Source organism: Pseudomonas sp. KNUC1026, from assembly GCF_021650705.1.
Classification (GTDB): Bacteria; Pseudomonadota; Gammaproteobacteria; order Pseudomonadales; family Pseudomonadaceae; genus Aquipseudomonas.
The window spans coordinates 1,767,081-1,785,726 of record NZ_CP087138.1 but is presented as its reverse complement, the minus strand read 5'-3'; the positions used below and the strand labels follow the sequence as shown (position 1 = coordinate 1,785,726).

Here is an 18,646-nt window from a genome sequence, read left to right as displayed (position 1 = left end):
CGTCGCCAGTGCTTTGGCCATGCGCCCCAGCACCAGCGACCCTGCGAGCGTCGCTGGCGACAGCGACGAACCTCCCGAACGTACGCCCTCCTCCCCTTCCGCACGCCGCGCCAAGCGCCCCCGTGTCATCTCTGCAGCGAAGCCTTCAGCCAGTTCGACAGGTCGTTGAGCTCACGCTCGCTGACCGTGTGGTCCATGCCGGGATAGGCATGAAATTGCGCCTCGATGCCCAGGCCCTTCAACAGGGCCTGGGCTTGAGGTGCGCTGGCGTAGGGCAAGACCGAGTCGGCCGTACCGTGGCCGATGAATACCTTGAGGTCTTTTTGCCCGGCAGCGCTGGGCAAGCCATCGCGCAGGGCGGGCAGCACCTTGCCGCTCAGTGCCGCAAAACCTGCCGCAAGGCTGGGGTCTTTGAGCAGTACCTGATAGCTGATGATCGCGCCCTGGCTGAAACCGACCAGATAGGTATGCGCGGCATCGGCACCGTATTTGCGCTGGGCCTGGCCGATGAAGGCCACCAGGCGCTTCTCGCTACTGGCCAGTTCTTCGGGGGCGGCGTCGTATTCGGGCGCCCCTTGTACCGAGGTAAACCACTTGTAGCCGCCATCGCTCATTTCCAGGGGCGCGCGCGCTGACAGGTAGGTGTAATCGGCCGGCAAGCCTTGGCGCAGGGTAAACAGGTCTTCTTCGTTGCTGCCGTAGCCGTGCAGGAAGATCACCAACGGCTGGTGCGCGGGCTCAGCGCTGGTCTGCACCTGGTACTTGAGCGGCAGGTCGGTTTGCAACACAGGTTGGGCCTGAGCGGTGGCGCTTGACAGCAGCGCGATCAACAGGGCAAGCAACGGCTTCATAAGGCGGCCTCGGGCTGGAGTAGACTGCGCGGCATAGCACGCGCGATGCCCGCTTCAGACCGGCAAAAGGAGCAGATGTTTGACCACCACACGCCTTACGTTGATCAGCCATGGCCTGACACTTGCGCAAAAGCGCGGCCGCTTCGCCAGCGACGAGCCCGTGATTGAGGTTCCCGAAACACTGCCCGCCTGCCACGGCCGACTGCTGTGCGCCCGGAACGCAGGGCACGCGAAAGCGCCGTATTGCTAGGTGAACCACAGGTGTGCGAAGCATTGCGGGATGTCGATTGCGGGCGCTGGCACGGCATAGCGCTGAGTGAGCTTGCTGAAACCGAACCCCAGGCGCTGGCGCAATGGCTGGCAGACCCTGAGTTCAACGGCCATGGCGGTGAATCGGTGAGCGAGTCGGTCGCACGCATCGGCGCCTGGATGGATGCCCTAGGGCCGGGGGCGTTTACTGCGGTGAGCCACCCTGCGATGGTGCGAGCGGCGGTGCTGCATGCCCTTGGCGCCGAGGTAAAACTGTTCAATCGCCTCGACATCGCGCCCTGGGCCAGCGTGCGCCTGGTCAGGCGCGGGCGATGGAACCTGCAATTAGTGAGCTGAAGCCCCCTCGCGCTCCTTCGCCTGCAGGCAGAATTCATCCGGTGCCCCGTGGCGGTAGCGGATCTGCACCGACATGCGCCGGTCACCGATCACCTGCTCCGCCACGCCCATCACTTCATGCAACGCAACGGCTTCCGCCATCGGCTCGGGCCGGTTCTCTTCGAACAACGCCCATCCTTCACCCCAGGGCCGTATACGGTAGCTGCCCATCGTCCATCTCCTTTGAAACACCGGTTTTTGTGTGTGTACGAAAAGTGTGACTGCGTCGACAAAACCGAGGTTCAGAGAAAGATTCTCAACAGCCGACGAGCGAGGCGATCTAACGCAAGCGTCAAATAATCAGCACAAATTGCTCACTTACGACCGCTCGTCAAAAAATAGACTGAAATTTGACAAGCGGTCGCATTACCTCCGAGACGCCGTGTCATACAGGCATCGTGAACCTGGCGCAACCCGCCTAAACATGGAGGTAACACCGTGAAACCCCTCGTGAAAACGCTGCTCAGCGACGACTCGGGCCTGAGCCTGGGCGAGCAGTTCGCCTCCTATGCACCTGTCACGCAAACGCCGGCCAGCGATGCGCTGGTACTGCGCGGTACACAGGCCAATGACAAGCTCACTGGCACCGGCGCCAACGAAACCCTGATCGGTGCGGGCGGCGCCGACCGCCTCACCGGCGGCGCCGGCAGCGATACCTTTACCTACGAAGCCGTCACCGACAGTTACCGCACCGCCACCACCTCGCTTGCCGACCTGATCACCGACTTCAACCCCAGCGAAGACCGCCTTGACCTCTCCGCCCTGGGTTACAGCGGCTTCGGCAGCGGCCTGGACGGCACCCTGCAGGTGGTTTACAACGCCAGCCTCGATCGCACCTACCTCAAGGACCGCCAGGCCGACGCCAACGGCAACCGCTTCGAGATCGCCCTGCAAGGCAACCTGACCGGCAGCCTGAATGCCGATAACGTGCTGTTCGTGCCCATCGTGCCGGCCAACCACGCGCCGGTGCTCGACCAGCCGCTCAGCGACGCAGCCACCCGCGAGCAAGTGGCCTTCACCTATCAGATCCCGGAAGGCGCGTTCAGCGACCCGGACGGCGACAGCCTCCTCTACAGCGCCACCCTCGCCGACGGCAGCGGCCTCCCCACCTGGCTGGCATTCGACGCAGCCACTCGCACCTTCAGCGGCACCCCGGGCAGCGATGCTGCCGGCAACTACAGCCTGCTGGTCAATGCCACCGACGCCACGGGTGCATCGGTCAGTGACGTGTTTCAGGTTTCGGTGGCCGACACCCCGGCCGGTGCGATCGTCGGCAGTGCCGGCCAGGACACGCTCGAAGGCACCAACGCTGGCGAGCTGCTGCTGGGGCTGGGCGATAACGACACCCTCAAGGGCCGTGCGGGCGATGACACCCTCGACGGCGGCGCCGGGCGCGACAGCCTCTATGGCGGCACGGGCGCCGACACCTTCAAGTTCAGCGCGCTGGGTGACAGCTACCGTGACTACAGCCCAGGCGGTATCACCGCCACCGACACGATTCAGGACTTCACCCACGGCCAGGACAAGATCGACGTCAGCGCGCTGGGCTTCACCGGGCTGGGCGACGGCCAGAATCACACGCTGTACCTGACGCTGAACGATGACGGCACCAAGACCTACATCAAGTCCGCCAGTGCCGACCCCAGCGGCCAGCGCTTCGAAGTGGCCCTGGCCGGTAACCTGCTCGGCCAGCTCGACGCCAGCGACTTCGTGTTCGCCGAGCGTGACGCGCAGCCGATCCTCTACTTGCCGACCCTTGGTCAGTCCAACGCGCGGCTGATGCGCATGACCGAAGATGATGACCAGTCGGGCATCACCGAGATGGTCAAGGACCTGGCCCGCTACACCGGCTACGACGTGCGCAGCCAGTTCAAGGATGCCGACGGCAACGATATCGACATCGCCATCGGCGGCAGCACTGTCTCCGGCTACTCCACGGCATCGGCGGAAGACCAGTCGCTGACCTGGTGGTACGCCGACACCAACCAGCCCGGCCCGTTGCTGCTGCGTGCCGTCGGCCTGCTCAAGGAGCAACTGGCGAGCCTCACTGCCGTCGACCAGGTGACCATGGGCATCGTCTGGGGCCAGGGTGAGCAAGGCGCACAGGAAATCGCCCGGGCCGACGACCCGGTCGCTGCCGCCGCGCAATACAAGGCCGACACGCTCAAGGTGTTCGACTACTTGCACCAGCAACTGGGCAACTTCGACATCTACCTGATGGAAACTGGCCGCTACCAGGCCGACGCTGCCGCTGCGCGGGGTTACACCGAAGACAAGATCCAGAGCATCGACGCCGGGGTGGCCGCGGTACGGGCGGCGCAACAGCAGATGGCCAACGAGCGCAGCGACGTGCACCTGGCGGTGGACTACAGCGACCTGCCGCTGCGCTATGAAGTGGACCCGACCACCTACCCCGACGACGTCTGGCACCTGCATGAGGAATCCGACGAGATCGTTGGCCAGCGCCTGGCCGACTACATCGCCAGCCACATGGGCTTCAAGGGCAACCCGGACGACAACAACAGCGTGCAGGCGATCTTCGATGAGGCCGCCAGCCACCAGGGCCATTACATCCACGGCACCGACGAGGACGACAGCCTCGTAGGCACCGCTCAGAACGACACCCTCGATGGCGACCTGGGCGCCGACCACATGGAAGGCATGGACGGCAACGACACCTACATCGTCGACAACGCAGGCGACACGGTGCTCGAAACCAACCCGGACGACAAGCAGATCGATACGGTCAAGAGCAGCGTGAGCTGGGTGCTGGGCGACAACCTCGAGCACCTGGAGCTCACCGGGGTGTCGGCCATCAACGGTACCGGTAACGCCCTGCGCAACTACATCATCGGTAACGCCAACGACAACGTGATCGACGGCGGCGCGGGCGCTGACAGCATGACCGGCGGCAACGGTTCGGACATCTACTACGTCGACGACATCGACGACGCGGTGATCGAAACCAACGCCGACTCGGCCACCGGTGGCATCGACACCGTCTACAGCCGCCTGGCCGCCTACACCCTCACGGCCAACACCGAAATCCTGGTGATCGACAGCGACACCGCCGCCGACGGCACCGGCAACACGCTGGATAACCTGATCGTGGCCGGCAGTGGTGACAACGTGATCGACGGCCGCACCGGCAACGACACGCTCAGCTACGCGCTGGCCCACGCCGGCGTGACGCTGAGCCTTGCCACCACCAAGGCCCAGGCCACCGGCGGCTCGGGCACCGACATCATCAAGAACATGGAGAACCTGATCGGCAGCCAGTACGGCGACACCCTGACCGGCAGCAGTGGCAACAACGTGCTCGAAGGCGGCGCCGGCAACGATGTGCTGATCGGCGGGGCCGGCGATGACCGCCTGGTGGGTGGCGCCGGTACCGACACACTGACCGGCGGCAGTGGCGCCGACACCTATGCGTTCACCAGCCTCGCCGACATGGGCACCGGCAGCGCACGTGACCAGATCGTGGGCTTCAAGAGCGCGGAGCACGACCAGATCGACCTGACCGCCCTGGGCAACTTCACCTTCATCGGCAGCCAGGCTTTCGGGGCGGACGCCACGCACCAGCTGCGCTTCGAAAACGGCGTGCTCTACGGCAGCACCAACGCCGACGGCACGGCGGAATTCGAGATTCAGGTGACGGGGGTCAAGGCGCTGAGCGCTTCGGATTTCACCAGCTAAGGGTCGCTCAGGGGCTTGCGCGTGGGTGCTCTGGCAGCCACGCGCAACATCCGCATAAGGTGTAAGGGTAAAGCCACTTGCCACTACGGCGCGGTTGAGGCATAACAGCCGCCTTATTGCCAAGGATTGCCGCCCATGCGCCTGTTGCGTCGCGCTTTGCTGTGCCTGCTATTGCTAGCCCTGCTCGCCCTGGGCGTGGTGCTGTGGTACATCGCTCACCCCAACCTGCCGGCCTGGCAGCCGGCCAAGGACGTGCGCTACCTCGACCAATGGAGCCAGGCCGACCGGCAAACCTGGTATTTCACCCCGCAAGGCGCCCAGGTCAAGGGCTTGCGCTACGAATGGTTCGTGCACCTGCGCCAGCCATTCTCCGATGCGCGTTTTGCAGCGCCCGAGAACATGGGCCGCTTCGGCTTTCTGCTCGACCCTGCCGCCAGCCCCGCCAACCCGGACCACCTGCCGGTCGGCTTCACCCGCCATACCGAGGCGGACCAGGTCAATTACCTCGACATCACCTGTTCGGCCTGCCACACCGGCGAGCTGCGCTACAACGGCACCGCCGTGCGTATCGACGGCGGCCCGGCCCAGCACGTGCTGCCCTCCACCGTGCCGACCCTGCGCGGCGGCAGTTTCGGCCAGGCGCTGGTGGCGAGCCTGGCCGCGACTTATTACCTGCCGTGGAAATTCAATGCCTTCGCGGCTGAGGTATTGCCGCAGGGCAGCGGTGAGGCCGAGCGTGCAGCCCTTCGCCGCGACATGAAAGCCTCGCTGGACCGCTTTGCCCACGCGGCATGGAACGATACCCATCGCGGCCTCTATCCCACCCAGGAAGGCCCCGGCCGCGCCGACGCCTTCGCGCGCATCGCCAATGCCGCCTTCGGCGATGCCATCGATCCTGCCAACTACCGCGTCGGCAATGCACCGGTGGACTATCCGCAGATGTGGCGCATCTGGACCTTCGACTGGGTGCAGTGGAACGGCTCGGCGCAGCAGCCGATGGCACGCAACATCGGCGAGGCGCTGGGCGTCGGCGCCACCTTGAGCTTTTTCGATGAGCATCAGCAGCCGCTGACAGGCGATGCACGCTACCCCTCCAGCGTGCGGGTGAACGACCTGCACATCATCGAGACCACTTTGCAACGCCTGGCGCCACCGGCGTGGCCGGAAGACGTACTCGGCGCCGTCGACAAACCCCTCGCCGCCGAGGGCCGTGCGCTGTTCACCCAGCATTGCGCCGGTTGCCACGTGACCGCCATCAGTGAAAAAGGCGGGCGCCCGGTCGCCGACCTGCTGATGATCCCGACCTCGGTAATCGGCACCGACCCCACCGCAGCCGACAACATCGCCGACCGCCGCTACGACCTCTCCGCCCTGGGCTGGAAGCTCGAGGAGCTGGCCAAGCTCAATGTGCAGTTCGTGGGGCCGCAGCCGCCGATCGATCTGCGGCAGGTCTCGGTGGCCAAGGGCCTGGCCTGGGTCACCGCTTACGTGGAGCAGCGCGCCTACCGTGATGCTGGCATCCCACCCGAGCAGCAAGCAGTGCTCAACGGCTTCGACCTGCCCATCGGCGTGCGTGAAATGCGTGCCGACAAGGCCCGGCCACTGGCTGGGGTGTGGGCCACGGCGCCGTTCCTGCACAACGGCTCGGTGCCCAATCTCTATCAGTTGCTCTCGCCTCAGGACGAGCGCGCGGTCACCTTCTACCGTGGCAATTTCGAATTCGACCCGCGCCACGTGGGCTACCAGGCCGGCGCCTTTCCCGGCGGCTTCCTCTACGACACCCGCCAGACCGGCAACCACAACAGCGGCCATGAATTCCGCGACGGCCCGCGCGGCCGCGGCGTAATCGGCCCGCTGTTGCAGCCCGCTCAGCGCTGGGCGCTGGTGGAATACCTCAAAGTGATGGGCAGCCCCCTGGAGAACACCCTGCCATGAATCAACGCCTGATGTTCGCTGGCCGCCCGCTGGGTGCGGCCGCGCGTTTGTGGTTGCGCCTGGGGCGTTGGCTGGGTTACCTGCTGCTTGGGCTGATCGTGCTGGGCCTGGTGGGCTGGGCGGCAAGTTTCGCCTGGTACGCGTGGAAGTTTTCCGGCCCGGTCAGTGCGCAGGAGCAGGTGCCGCCTGGCGAGGCGGCCATGACCCAGAGCATCATCCAGACGGCGATCCGCATCGTCGACCAGCACCGGGAGAACACTCGCTACCTGCGCGACGCCCACGCCAAGGCCCACGGCTGCGTGCAGGCCAAGGTTCAGGTGGCCGCCGACCTGCCGGCGGCGCTGCGCCAGGGCGTGTTCAGCGAGCCGGGCAAAACCTGGGATGGCTGGATGCGCCTGTCCAACGGCAACGCCTACCCGCAGTTCGACAGCCTGCAGGACGCGCGCGGCATGGCCCTCAAGCTGCTGCAGGTGCCCGGCACGCAACTGCTGGCCAGCCAGCAGGCGCGCCAGGAACAGGATTTCGTGATGTTCAACCACCCCAACTTCTTCGTCAGCGACGTGGCCGAGTATCAGCAGAACATCGCCGCCCAAGCCGACGGCAAGAAGGTGCTGGCGTTTTTCCCAGGCTGGGACCCACGGCAATGGCAGCTGCGCCACCTGCTGATCGCCTTTTCGACCCTGAGCGACGCGCCCGACAGCCCGGCTCAAGGCACCTACTACTCGGTCTCGCCGTACAAGTTCGGCAGTGGCAACGCCAAGTTCCGCGTCACCCCCGAGGCAGGCACCTGCCCGGCGTACACCCTGCCCAAACCCAACCGCGACCTGCCCAACTTCCTGCGGGGGCGCTGTACCAGCAGCTTTCGGCCGACCGCGTGCCGGTGTGCTTTGCGTTGCAGGTGCAATTGCAGGACGCCAGCCGTTACATGCCGCTGGAAGACACAAGCGTGGAGTGGAAGCAGAGCGATTCACCCTTCGTGACCGTGGCGCACATCACCGTGCCGGCGCAGGACTTCGACAGCCCCGAGCAGAACCTGGCCTGTGACAACATGGCCTTCAGCCCCTGGCACGGCATCGAGGCGCACCGGCCGGTGGGCGGCATCAACCGGTTGCGCAAGGCGGTGTATGACGCGGTGAGCGAGTATCGGCATGCGCGTAATGGCGCAGCCACACCCTGAGCCCTGACGGTAATGATCAAACTCGTCGCCCATGCACGTCGCCCGGCAAGCCGGCCTCCCACGGGCTCCGATCAACGAGTGGGAGGCCGGCTTGCCGGGCGACGGTAACGGGGCAAGCGTCGCTGCCGAAACCGTGGGAGGGCGGCTCGCCGCGCGACGGCAACCTCATCAGCTCACGCCAGCCGCCACAAGCGCGCAATATCCACCGCCCGCTCGCGCAACAGTCGCGGAGCATCGCGACACGCTCGCTCCAGGCTCATCGGCCCCTCCGCCAGCGAAAAGGCCGCGTCGATTCCGTGGCCGTACAGCGCCTGATAACCCTCCCCCAGCGTGCCCGCCAGCACCACCACAGGCACCCCGGCTGCTCGGGCGACGCGCGCAACGCCCAGGGGCGTCTTGCCGCGCAGTGTCTGCGCATCGAAACGCCCTCCCCGGTGATCACCAGCGCTGCGCCCTGCACCGCCTCAGCCAGCCCGGCCAGCTCAGCGACCACCTCGACACCGGGGCGAAAGCCCGCGCTCAAAAATGCACGCGCGGCAAACCCCATGCCGCCGGCCGCGCCGCTGCCCGGCTCATCGCGCAAGTCCCTGCCCAGCAGCTCGGCCACTTGATCGGCAAAATGTGCCAACGCGCTGTCCAGTAGCTCGACCTGCTCGGGGCTGGCGCCCTTCTGCGGGCCGAACACGTACGAAGCGCCGTGCTCACCACACAAAGGGTTGTCGACGTCGGCCGCCACCTCGAACGCAACCTCGGCCAAGCGCGGATCCAGAGCACTGGCATCGATGCTGGCGAGATTGGCCAGTGCGGCACCGCCTGGCGGCAGCATTTCGCCTTGGGCGTCCAGCAGCCTGAGCCCCAGTGCCTGCAGCATGCCCGCGCCGCCATCGTTGGTGGCGCTGCCACCGATCGCCAGCACCACCCGTTGCGCGCCCGCCTCCAGCGCCGCTCCGATCAACTGGCCAGTGCCGTAGCTTGAGGTGCTGCACGCATCGCGCTCATCCAGCGCCAGCAGTTGCAAGCCGCTGGCCTCGGCCATCTCGATCACCGCCGTGCGGCTGCCGGACAACCAGCCCCACGCCGCATCGGCCGGCTGGCCCAGCGGCCCCTGTACCGTCAGCCTGCGCACTTCCCCTTGCGCAGCTGCCACCACCGCTTCCAGCGTGCCCTCGCCCCCGTCGGCCATCGGCACGCAGGCCAGTTCCGCTTCGGGCAACACCTGGGCCAGTCCCTCGGTAATAGCCTGTGCCACATCGGCAGCACTGAGGCTGTCCTTGAACGAGTCGGGGGCGATGACGATTTTCATAGCTGATCCTTGAATTGCCTGAATGGGCCGCGTGAAGGGTAGGAAATCGGCTTCGCCGAGCGACGCGACAACCTTTGCCACTGCGAGCCAGAGCCTAACAAAAGCAGCTGCACAGCCGTTACCCCCAGCGCTACCATGCGCGCCTCACTCAAGGACCTACTCATGACCGCCGAACTCCTCATCGAAGACCTGCTCCCCGGCGACGGCAAAGCCGCCGTCAAAGGCGCGTTGATCACCGCCCACTATCAAGGCTGGCTGGCCGACGGCACGCTGTTCGATTCCTCCTTCGAGCGCGGCAAACCCTTCCAGTGCGTGATCGGCACCGGCCGGGTGATCAAAGGGTGGGACCAAGGTCTGATGGGCATGCGCGTGGGCGGCAAGCGTCGCCTGAAGGTGCCGACTGCGCTGGCCTACGCCGAGCGCGGCATGGGCAGCCGGGTGCCGCCGGGGGCGGACCTGACCTTCGAGATCGAGTTGCTGGAGGTGCTGACGCGGGACGACTGACCCCCGCCAGCGGCCGCTCAACGCAGAGGCCGCCCACTTACGAAATGCGCCACATCATTGAACCCCGGCGTCGACGCATGCCCGGGCACCACCAGCCGGTCGATGAACGCTTCGTCCTCGGCATCCAGCCGGTACTCCAGCGCCGGCAGGTAACCCTCCCAATGCTCCAGCGTGCGCGGGCCGACGATAGCGGACGGCACCAGGCGGTTGTTCAGCACCCAGGCGATGGCGAAGGCCGTCGGGCTGACGCCGCGCTGTTTCGCATGAGCCGCGACCTGCTGGGCAATGGCCAGGGACTCGGCGCGCCATTCGGTTTCCTGGATGCGCTTGTCATGGCGCCCGGCGCGGGTGCCCTCTGCGGGCGGCTCACCGGGCAGATATTTGCCGGTGAGCACGCCGCGCGCCAGCGGGCTGTAGGGCACGATGCCCAGGCCATAATGCTGGCAGGCGGTGAACACTTCCTGTTCGGCCTGGCGGTTGACGATGTTGTACAGCGGCTGCATCGCTACCGGCGCATCCACGCCCAGCCGGCGCGCAGTGTTGACGAATTCGGCGATCTTCCAGCCGCGATGGTTGGACAGCGCCCAATAGCGCACCTTGCCCTGGCGGATCAGGTCGCCCAGCGCCGACACCGTTTCCTCGATGGGCGTCTGATGGTCTTCACGGTGCAGGTAATAGAGGTCGATGTAGTCGGTGCCCAGACGCTCCAGGCTCTGCTCGGCCGCATGCATCAGGTGCTTGCGGCTGCCGCCGACCTTGTGCGGCAGGCCCGCCTGCTGGCCGGTGGGGCTGCCGAACTTGGTCGCCAGCACCCAGTCGTGGCGGTTACCGGCGATAGCACGGCCGGTGACGCGCTCGGACTCACCGCCGTTGTAGACGTTGGCGGTGTCGATGAAGTTGATGCCTTGGGCGAAAGCGCTGTCGATGATGCGGCGTGCGTCGGCTTCAGAGGTTTGCTCGCCGAACATCATGGTGCCCAGGCACAGAGGGGAAACGCTGAGGCCGCTGCGGCCGAGGGGGGTGTAGAACATGGAAGGTGTCCTATTCAGGTACATATGCTGTGGGGGTCAGACCTGAAAAGGTTAACAGTATCCAAGGCGAGAAAACGCGAATATCGTCAGCACTGGACTTCAGAGGTGCCCATCATGAATCAAAGCCGCCCCTTGGTACGTCTGCTGGGCTGTGACAGCGGGAAGAGCGTGCTGTATTCAAGTGCATTGACCAGCAGCTATATACCCTATGGCTGGCGCGACGCTGAGCATCCTTCGTGCTGTGGATTTCATGGGACGCTCTCCGAGCCGAAGCCCAATCTGATACTGCTAGGGCATGGGACGCGGGGTTATAACGCGAGCCTAATGCGATTTGATCGGCCTGATCCGACGGCACCGTTTGACGGGGTGGGCTTAACAGCTATGCCTATTGTTCGGGCGAGCCTGTAAATAGGGAGGATCTTTCCGGGCTGAAGTGGGGCAGACTCAGCGCGGTATTGGGCCGTTTATTAGGTCGAAAGGCGCCCATCGCACCGATCAGAAAGTTCGAAAGATTAAACCTTCCCGGCGTGTCAAAACCGCTATTCAAGAAAGACAACAAAACTATCGAATTACTGAATGAACGCATGAATGTTCTTAATTTGAAGAAGCATCCAAGAAATGTTGAGCGCCGTTTCGCTTACAGGTTGAACAATGGCCATACATCATTGACAAGGCCGCCATACGTCCCTCAAATCACAGATAACTACAAAAATTATCTTCAAAAAAGCTATGACTACGACAAAGACGCTTTTTTTGAGAAAACAACAAACATGTACATATCACTGTAGTCAGAGTATTGATTTAGCTATTCACTTCCACCAGAAAAACATTGAGTATTGATAACGGAGCTGAGAAGAGTCTTTACACCCCCCCAAAATGCAAAAAAGATTTAGGCGTTTTAACGATATGAGCGCGGCTTTTCCGCCAAATCTCACGGATCACTACGCTGGGCTGCCCCGCGCCGCCCCATTCCCCTGTACCATACGCGCCCTTCCCACCCACCCGGCATGGCCCTCGCGCCCTGCCCCTCAGGAATCGCGCTGCATGAGTGACACCCCCTCCTCCGAGCAACTGCATCGGGGCCTGAAGAACCGCCACATCCAACTCATCGCCCTCGGCGGGGCGATCGGCACCGGGCTGTTCCTGGGCATCGCCCAGACCATCGGCATGGCCGGCCCGTCGGTGATCCTGGGCTACGCCATCGCCGGCCTGATCGCTTTCTTCATCATGCGCCAGCTGGGCGAGATGGTGGTCGAAGAGCCGGTCTCCGGCACCTTCAGCCACTTCGCCTATCGTTACCTGGGCCCGTTCGCCGGGTTCATGTCGGGCTGGAACTACTGGGTGCTGTACGTGCTGGTCGGCATGGCCGAGCTCACCGCCGTGGGCGTGTACGTGCAGTACTGGTGGCCCGGCGTGCCGACGTGGGTGTCGGCGGCTGTGTTCTTCGTGCTCATCAACCTGATCAACGTCGCCAACGTGCGCCTGTATGGCGAGATGGAGTTCTGGTTCTCGCTGATCAAGGTCACTGCCATCGTCGCGATGATCGGCTTCGGCGCCTGGCTGCTGGCCAGCGGCCAGGGCGGCCCTGAGGCGACGGTCGCCAACCTGTGGAACAACGGCGGCTTCTTTCCGCACGGTGTAGGCGGCCTGGCGATGGCCATGGCAGTGATCATGTTCTCCTTCGGCGGGCTGGAGCTGGTGGGCATCACCGCCGCCGAAGCCGATGATCCCAAGCGCAGCATCCCCAAGGCCACCAACCAGGTGATCTGGCGCATCCTGATCTTCTACGTGGGCGCCCTGACCGTGCTGCTGGCGCTGTACCCGTGGCAGAAGGTGGTCACCGGCGGCAGCCCGTTCGTGCTGATCTTCCGCAACCTCGACAGCCAGGTGGTGGCCACGCTGCTCAACGCCGTGGTGCTCACCGCTGCGCTGTCGGTCTACAACAGCTGCGTGTACAGCAACAGCCGCATGCTGTTCGGCCTGGCGCGCCAGGGGAATGCGCCGAAAGTGCTGCAACAGGTGAACCGCCGTGGTGTGCCGATGGCGGCGCTGGGCGTCTCCTCTGTGGCCACCGGCCTGTGCGTGGTGATCAACTACGTGCTGCCCAACGAGGCATTGGAGTTGCTGATGGCGCTGGTGGTGGCTTCGCTGGTGCTCAACTGGTGGATCATCAGCATCACCCACTGGAAGTTCAAGCGCGTGAAGGCTGCCGAAGGCCACGCCTGCCATTACCCGAGCTGGGGCTACCCCTTCACCAACGCTCTGTGCCTGCTGTTCCTGGCCGGCATTCTGGTGGTGATGTGGCTTACGCCGGGCATCTACATTTCGGTGATCATGCTGCCGATCTGGCTGCTGGTGCTGGCGTTCGCCTACCGCATGGTGAAAGGCCGCTGAGCCGAGCGATGGGCGGCAAGCCGTGGTATGGTTGTCCGACAACCACCTCGGCACACGCCGCCCACCCCGTTGGCGCCGGCGCGAGGCCAATGCCCCCGTGAGCCCGCCATGCCCGCGCAGCCCCAGAACGTCACCCTCACCATCCTCTCCATTGCGTTCTACACCCTCATCGCCTTCCTCTGCATCGGCCTGCCGATCGCGGTGCTGCCCGCCTATGTGCATGACCAACTCGGTTTCAGCCCGGTGACGGCCGGCCTGGTGATCGGCGCGCAGTACCTGGCCACCCTGCTCATCCGCCCACTGGCCGGGCGGCTGGCCGACACCCTGGGCACCAAGAAGATCATCACCTGGGGCCTTTACGGGATCATCGCCAGCGGCGCGCTGACGCTGCTGTCGACCCTGTTGCAGAGCATGCCGGTGCCCAGCCTGGTGCCACTGCTGCTCGGGCGCCTGCTGCTGGGCTGCTCCCAGGGGATGATCGGCGTGGGCACTGCCAGTTGGGGCATCGGCGCGGTGGGCGCCGAGAACACCGCCAAGGTGATTTCCTGGAACGGCATCGCTTCATACGGCGCTATAGCCTTCGGCGCGCCCATGGGCGTGGTGCTGACCGGCGCGCTGGGCTACAACGTGCTCGGGCCGCTGCTGATGCTGATGGCCGCCGGGGGCCTGCTGGTGCTGCGCAAGCAACCCTCGATGCCGGTGGTGCGCGGCGAGCGCATGCCGTTCTGGGCCGCGTTCGCCAAGGTCGCGCCCTACGGCCTGGCGCTCACGCTGGCCTCTATCGGCTACGGCACGCTCACTACTTTCGTCACGCTCTTTTACCGCGAAAACGGCTGGGACGGCGCAGCGTTCTGCCTCACCGCGTTCGGCATCAGCTTCGTCGCCGCACGGCTGATTTTCGTCAATGCCATCAACCACTACGGTGCCTTCGCCTCGGCGCTGGCCTGCATGGCGGTGGAGACCCTGGGTTTTCTGTTGCTATGGCTTGCACCCTCGCCGGCCTGGGCCCTGGCCGGCTCCAGCCTCACCGGCTTTGGGCTGTCGCTGGTCTATCCGGCATTGGGGGTAATTGCCATTCGCCAGGTGCCGAGCGCCAGCCGTGGTGCAGGGCTAGGTGCGTTTGCGGTGTTTTTCGACATGGCACTGGCGACCGCCGGCCCATTGATGGGCGCCATGGCGTCGATTACAGGTTACGGGCCGATCTTTCTGCTGGCTGCAGGCCTATCGCTGGCAGGGTTGGGACTGGTGGCGCTGCTGGGGCGCAGCGCACGTTGACTACTGATCGGCGGTTTGCAGGCCGGCGCGGTTTGGTCGGGTCAAGGCCTCGCCGAAGAAGTGCCCGGCCTCGCTGACCAGGTCACGGTGAATGGCCACCCGGTCGACTCCGTCACCGTCAGCGCACAGCGCGGGCGAGCGCGCCGCCTGCTCGTCCGTGCAGGGCGCCAGGAACACGAAGTGCCCCGCTCCCGGCAACGGGCGGAAGTCCGGATGGAGCAGCTTGCGCGCCAAAGCGCCTGCGTTCTTGTCCATGGCCACCAGCTTGTCGCTATCACCGGCATAGATGAGCGTGGGCACCTTCACGTTTTCCAGCGTGTGCCTCCCGAACATCAGGCTCAAGGGCGCCAGCAGCAGCATCGCGTGGACGCGCGAATCGGCTTGCGGCGCGAGGTCGTCACGGTCGGCCACCAGCTCCCCGTGGGCCTTGCAGGCGTCCATGTCCTGCGGGTACTTGCTGCAGTAGTCGCGCAGGCGTTGCAGCTCCGGCTGCGCACCGGTGAGGATCAGCGCAGTTTCGCCGCCGGCCGAATAGCCGATCACGCCCACTTCCTTGTCATTGATGAAGGGCGAGAGCATCGGCTCGCTCAGGGCGGAGGTGATAGCCGCAGAAATCTGCAGCGGCCTGCCATACAGGTTGCTGAGCTTGCCGAGGCGGCTCTGGTCAAAATAGTTGTCACCGGGGTGCACCACCGCGACCACAACGAAACCCTGGCGAGCGATGGAAGTGATCAGGTCATGCAACGCCAGTGGCGTGCCGTTGTTGCCGTGGGAAAGCATCAGTAGCGGGTAGCGGCCAATGGAGATGCGGGCGTCTTCGCGAGCGTCGACTTCGAAGCCGTCGACGACGCCGGGCCGGCCTTGTTCGCGGGTGGGATAGAACGCGTAGGCCTGCATGGGCTGGCCGTCGAGCGGATCAGTGAAGGTCAGGCGGTGGTAACCCACTGCCACACGGGGCTGCGCAGCGAACGCTGCGGCCATGGCTTGCACCGAAACGAGGCTGGCCAGTATCAGCCCCAGGCTCCATGCACAAAAGTGCGCCATCCGTTTGCCGTTCATGCCCGAGCGCTCCGAATCGCTTGCTAAAGGCTTAACCGCCTGGCCAAAAGACAGCAAAAGCCGGGCCAGTAACACATATGACTACCGCGAACGAAAAAAAGCACAAACAAAAACGCCCGCTCGACAGCAGGCGTCAGCACATCAGGGCAAGGCTCAGGCGGCAGCGACCTGCTGCTTGATCTGCGCCTGGGCGTCGGCCAGCGCCTGGTCGCGAAGCTCATCGCCCATGGCAAGGCCTTCAGCGCGAATCACCTGGATGTCGGTGATGCCCAGAAAACCCAGCATCAGCTTGAGGTAGTCGACATGGGCGGCGCCCGAAGCCTCGCCGGCATGCTGGCCGCCGGCGGTGGCGACGATCACCACTTTCTTGTTCCCGCACAGGCCTTCGGGCCCGTTTTCGGTGTAACGGAAGGTCACGCCGGCCACGGCAACGCGGTCGAGCCACGCCTTGAGCTGGGTAGGGATGGTGAAGTTGTACATCGGCGCACCGATCACCAGGGTGTCGGCGGCGAGGAATTCTTCCAGGGCGGCACTGTTCAGGCCGGCTTCCTGCTGTTGCTCGGCGCTGCGCTGCTCTGCCGGAGTGCCGGCGGCTTGCAGGCTGGCAGCCGAAAAATGCCCCAGGGCGCTGTGGGCCAGGTCGCGGTAGGTCACGGTGATGCCAGGCTCGGCGGCTTGCCAGGCGCTGACCAGCGCGTGGGTCAGGCTGCGGGACGCCGAATGGTCACCCAGAATGCTCGAATCGATATGCAACAGTTTCATGGGCATCTCCTTGCAAAAGCGAATCGTGAAAAGTGGCGGCCATCCTATCGAAGATGCCAATAGACGATAAGTGGGCAAAAATGCGTTTGATTGTCCTGTTCTTGTGAGCAATACCGTTGTGAATAGCCGACTGAGCCCAAGGCTGTTCAGTGCGAGGACACAAAGGGCGACGGCGTGTCCGGGGCGGGCAGCGCATAGGTGGCCTTGATCCAGCGCACCTCCTCCACGGGCGTGCGGCCGAAAAAGCGTTTGAACTCCCGGCTGAACTGCGAAGCGCTTTCGTAGCCGACCTCGAATGCCGCCTGCGCGGCGGACATCTCCGCGCGCAGCATCAGCAGCCGAGCCTGGTGCAAGCGCGTGGACTTCAGGTATTGCAGTGGCGTGCTGTCGGTCACCCCGCGAAAGTGCCGGTGGAAACTGGCCAGGCTCATGCGTGCCTCAACGGCCAGCTCCGCGACACTCAAAGGCCCCGCATAGCGGTGATGAATCAAGCGGATCGCCCGGCCTACCCTGGCGAAGTGGCCCTGTTGGGCCAATGCTGCGCGCAGCGAACCGCCCTGCTCGCCGGTCAGCACCCGGTAATACAGCTCCCGAACCAGCGCCGGCCCGAGAATCAGCGCCTCGGCCGGGTCCTGCATCGCTTCGAGAAACGCAGCAGCGAGCCGGCGAGCGGCGCGCACAAGGGCGAAGCGTACATGCCGCGGGGTTCGGCCTGGCTGGGGCCGAGGGCATCGTCCACCGCCATCACCAGCTCACCGGCCAGTTGAAAGTCCAGGCGCATGTACACCGCCAGCATCGGTGCTTCGGCGCTGGCTTCGGTGTGCATGATGAAAGGCACCGGCACCGAGACCACCAGATAGTGCTGAGCGTCGTAGACGTACACCTGCTCCCCGAGGTAGCCGCGCTTACGGCCCTGGCACAGCAGCACGATGCCGGGCTCGTACAGCACCGGCGTGCGCGCCAGCGGGCGGTTGGAGCGCAGGAAGCGAACGTCCGGCAGCGGGCTGAGGTTATAGCCCTCCTCCGGTGCCAGGCGTTCGAGCAGGGCGATCATTCGCTGTTGCGGGCTCATCCGTCGGTCGAGCGTGTCAGTGCTTGCCATTGGTCGATCTCGGCCAGGCGTTGATGAAGGTGCTCGCGCACCAGGTCCAGCGCGTCGCTGCCCAACAGTATCTGCGCAGGCGGCTCGGGCGCTTCGATGATGTGCAAGATGGCCTGCGCCGCTTTGGCCGGGTCGCCCAGTTGCTTGCCGCTTTTGGCTTGCCGCGCGGCGCGGATGGGGTCGAACAGGCTGTCGTAGTCGGCGATCGAGCGTGCGCTGCGCTGCATCGAGCGCCCGGCCCAGTCGGTGCGAAACGAGCCGGGCGCCACGGCCGTCACATGCACATTGAACGGCGCCAGTTCCTGGCGCAGCGCGGCGGTCAAGCCTTCCAGGGCGAACTTGCTGGCGCAATAGTAGCTCACGCCCGGCATCGTGATCGTCCCACCCATGGAGGTGATGTTGAGGATGTGCCCGCCACGCTGCCGGCGAAAGTGCGGCACCAGCGCCTGCATCACCGCAGCAGCCCCGAACAGGTTGACCTCGAACTGCTGGCGCATGTGCTCGAGCGGCGACTCCTCGAACAGGCCCTCATGGCCGTAGCCGGCGTTGTTGACCAGCACATCGACCGGCCCCAGCCGGTTGATGGCGTCATCGAGCACTGGCGCGACCAGGTCGGCCTGGCCAACATCCAGCATCACCCCATGGGCGCGGCCAGGGCTCAGCGCTTCGAACGTACGCAACGCGGCGGGCTGGCGCACCGTGCCTATCACTCGATGGCCGGCTTCCAGTGCTGCGCGTGCCAGCGCCAGGCCCAGCCCACTGCTGACACCTGTGATCAGGAATGTTTTTTCGCTCATTTGGGTAACCTTGGAAGGAAAAGGGTTGCCCAGCCTAGCCCGGGCGCCCTGGCAACCCCATGGCCAGACGTGGCAGAACCTTGCCTGTTCCTGTCAAAACCCGGCCTGCAAACGC

Annotated in this window: 12 protein-coding genes and 4 pseudogenes; 7 read left to right on the top strand and 9 right to left on the bottom strand. The window is 64.9% G+C overall.

Annotated features, from left to right (window positions below):
* Positions 1-125: 125 nt before the first annotated feature.
* Entirely contained in the window at positions 126-851 is a 726-nt protein-coding gene (locus LN139_RS08080; RefSeq protein ID WP_236359456.1) for an alpha/beta hydrolase, read from the bottom strand.
* A gap of 207 nt (positions 852-1,058) precedes the next feature.
* On the opposite strand from LN139_RS08080, the gene LN139_RS08075 reads away from it, so the two are divergent.
* Positions 1,059-1,457, top strand: a complete 399-nt coding sequence (locus LN139_RS08075; RefSeq protein WP_268944837.1) for a histidine phosphatase family protein — start codon at positions 1,059-1,061, stop codon at positions 1,455-1,457.
* Here LN139_RS08075 and LN139_RS08070 read toward each other — a convergent pair.
* The gene (locus LN139_RS08070; protein WP_236359454.1) at positions 1,446-1,667 is read right to left on the bottom strand and encodes a hypothetical protein; all 222 of its coding nucleotides are present in this window, start codon (positions 1,665-1,667) and stop codon (positions 1,446-1,448) included. The genes LN139_RS08075 and LN139_RS08070 overlap by 12 nt on opposite strands.
* 354 nt (positions 1,668-2,021) lie before the next feature.
* On the opposite strand from LN139_RS08070, the pseudogene LN139_RS08065 reads away from it, so the two are divergent.
* The 3 genes and pseudogenes from LN139_RS08065 to LN139_RS08055 all read left to right on the top strand — a co-directional run.
* Positions 2,022-5,192: pseudogene (locus tag LN139_RS08065) on the top strand (M10 family metallopeptidase C-terminal domain-containing protein); the annotation flags it as partial.
* 135 nt (positions 5,193-5,327) lie between these two features.
* Positions 5,328-7,127: a di-heme-cytochrome C peroxidase gene (locus LN139_RS08060; protein WP_236359453.1), complete on the top strand. Its 1,800-nt coding sequence runs from the start codon at positions 5,328-5,330 to the stop codon at positions 7,125-7,127.
* A gap of 11 nt (positions 7,128-7,138) precedes the next feature.
* A pseudogene (locus LN139_RS08055) lies at positions 7,139-8,304 on the top strand (catalase family protein).
* A gap of 173 nt (positions 8,305-8,477) precedes the next feature.
* On the opposite strand, the pseudogene LN139_RS08050 reads toward LN139_RS08055, so the two are convergent.
* Positions 8,478-9,607, bottom strand: a pseudogene (locus tag LN139_RS08050) (glycerate kinase).
* A 162-nt stretch (positions 9,608-9,769) separates the two neighbouring features.
* Here LN139_RS08050 and LN139_RS08045 point away from each other — a divergent pair.
* Positions 9,770-10,111, top strand: coding sequence for an FKBP-type peptidyl-prolyl cis-trans isomerase (locus LN139_RS08045; protein ID WP_236359452.1), 342 nt, complete (start codon positions 9,770-9,772; stop codon positions 10,109-10,111).
* Positions 10,112-10,128: 17 nt separating this feature from the next.
* Here the strand turns inward: LN139_RS08045 and LN139_RS08040 are convergent, their stop codons facing one another.
* Positions 10,129-11,142, bottom strand: coding sequence for an aldo/keto reductase (locus tag LN139_RS08040; RefSeq protein WP_236359451.1), 1,014 nt, complete (start codon positions 11,140-11,142; stop codon positions 10,129-10,131).
* 1,044 nt (positions 11,143-12,186) lie between these two features.
* Here LN139_RS08040 and LN139_RS08035 point away from each other — a divergent pair.
* Positions 12,187-13,536, top strand: coding sequence for an amino acid permease (locus LN139_RS08035; protein ID WP_236359450.1), 1,350 nt, complete (start codon positions 12,187-12,189; stop codon positions 13,534-13,536).
* 108 nt (positions 13,537-13,644) lie between these two features.
* Positions 13,645-14,811: an MFS transporter gene (locus LN139_RS08030; protein WP_236359449.1), complete on the top strand. Its 1,167-nt coding sequence runs from the start codon at positions 13,645-13,647 to the stop codon at positions 14,809-14,811.
* Here LN139_RS08030 and LN139_RS08025 read toward each other — a convergent pair whose 3' ends face one another.
* From LN139_RS08025 to LN139_RS08005, 5 genes and pseudogenes are all read right to left on the bottom strand, one after another.
* Positions 14,812-15,855: an alpha/beta hydrolase family protein gene (locus tag LN139_RS08025; RefSeq protein ID WP_236360323.1), complete on the bottom strand. Its 1,044-nt coding sequence runs from the start codon at positions 15,853-15,855 to the stop codon at positions 14,812-14,814.
* A gap of 168 nt (positions 15,856-16,023) precedes the next feature.
* Positions 16,024-16,632, bottom strand: coding sequence for an FMN-dependent NADH-azoreductase (locus LN139_RS08020; RefSeq protein WP_236359448.1), 609 nt, complete (start codon positions 16,630-16,632; stop codon positions 16,024-16,026).
* A 146-nt stretch (positions 16,633-16,778) separates the two neighbouring features.
* A complete protein-coding gene (locus tag LN139_RS08015; RefSeq protein WP_236360321.1) occupies positions 16,779-17,063 on the bottom strand; it encodes a helix-turn-helix transcriptional regulator in 285 nt (94 codons plus the stop codon).
* Between the two features lie 180 nt (positions 17,064-17,243).
* A pseudogene (locus LN139_RS08010) lies at positions 17,244-17,686 on the bottom strand (AraC family transcriptional regulator); the annotation flags it as partial.
* Between the two features lie 14 nt (positions 17,687-17,700).
* On the bottom strand, positions 17,701-18,531 hold the full coding sequence (locus LN139_RS08005) for an oxidoreductase (protein ID WP_236359447.1): 831 nt from the start codon (positions 18,529-18,531) through the stop codon (positions 17,701-17,703).
* Between the last annotated feature and the right edge of the window lie 115 nt (positions 18,532-18,646).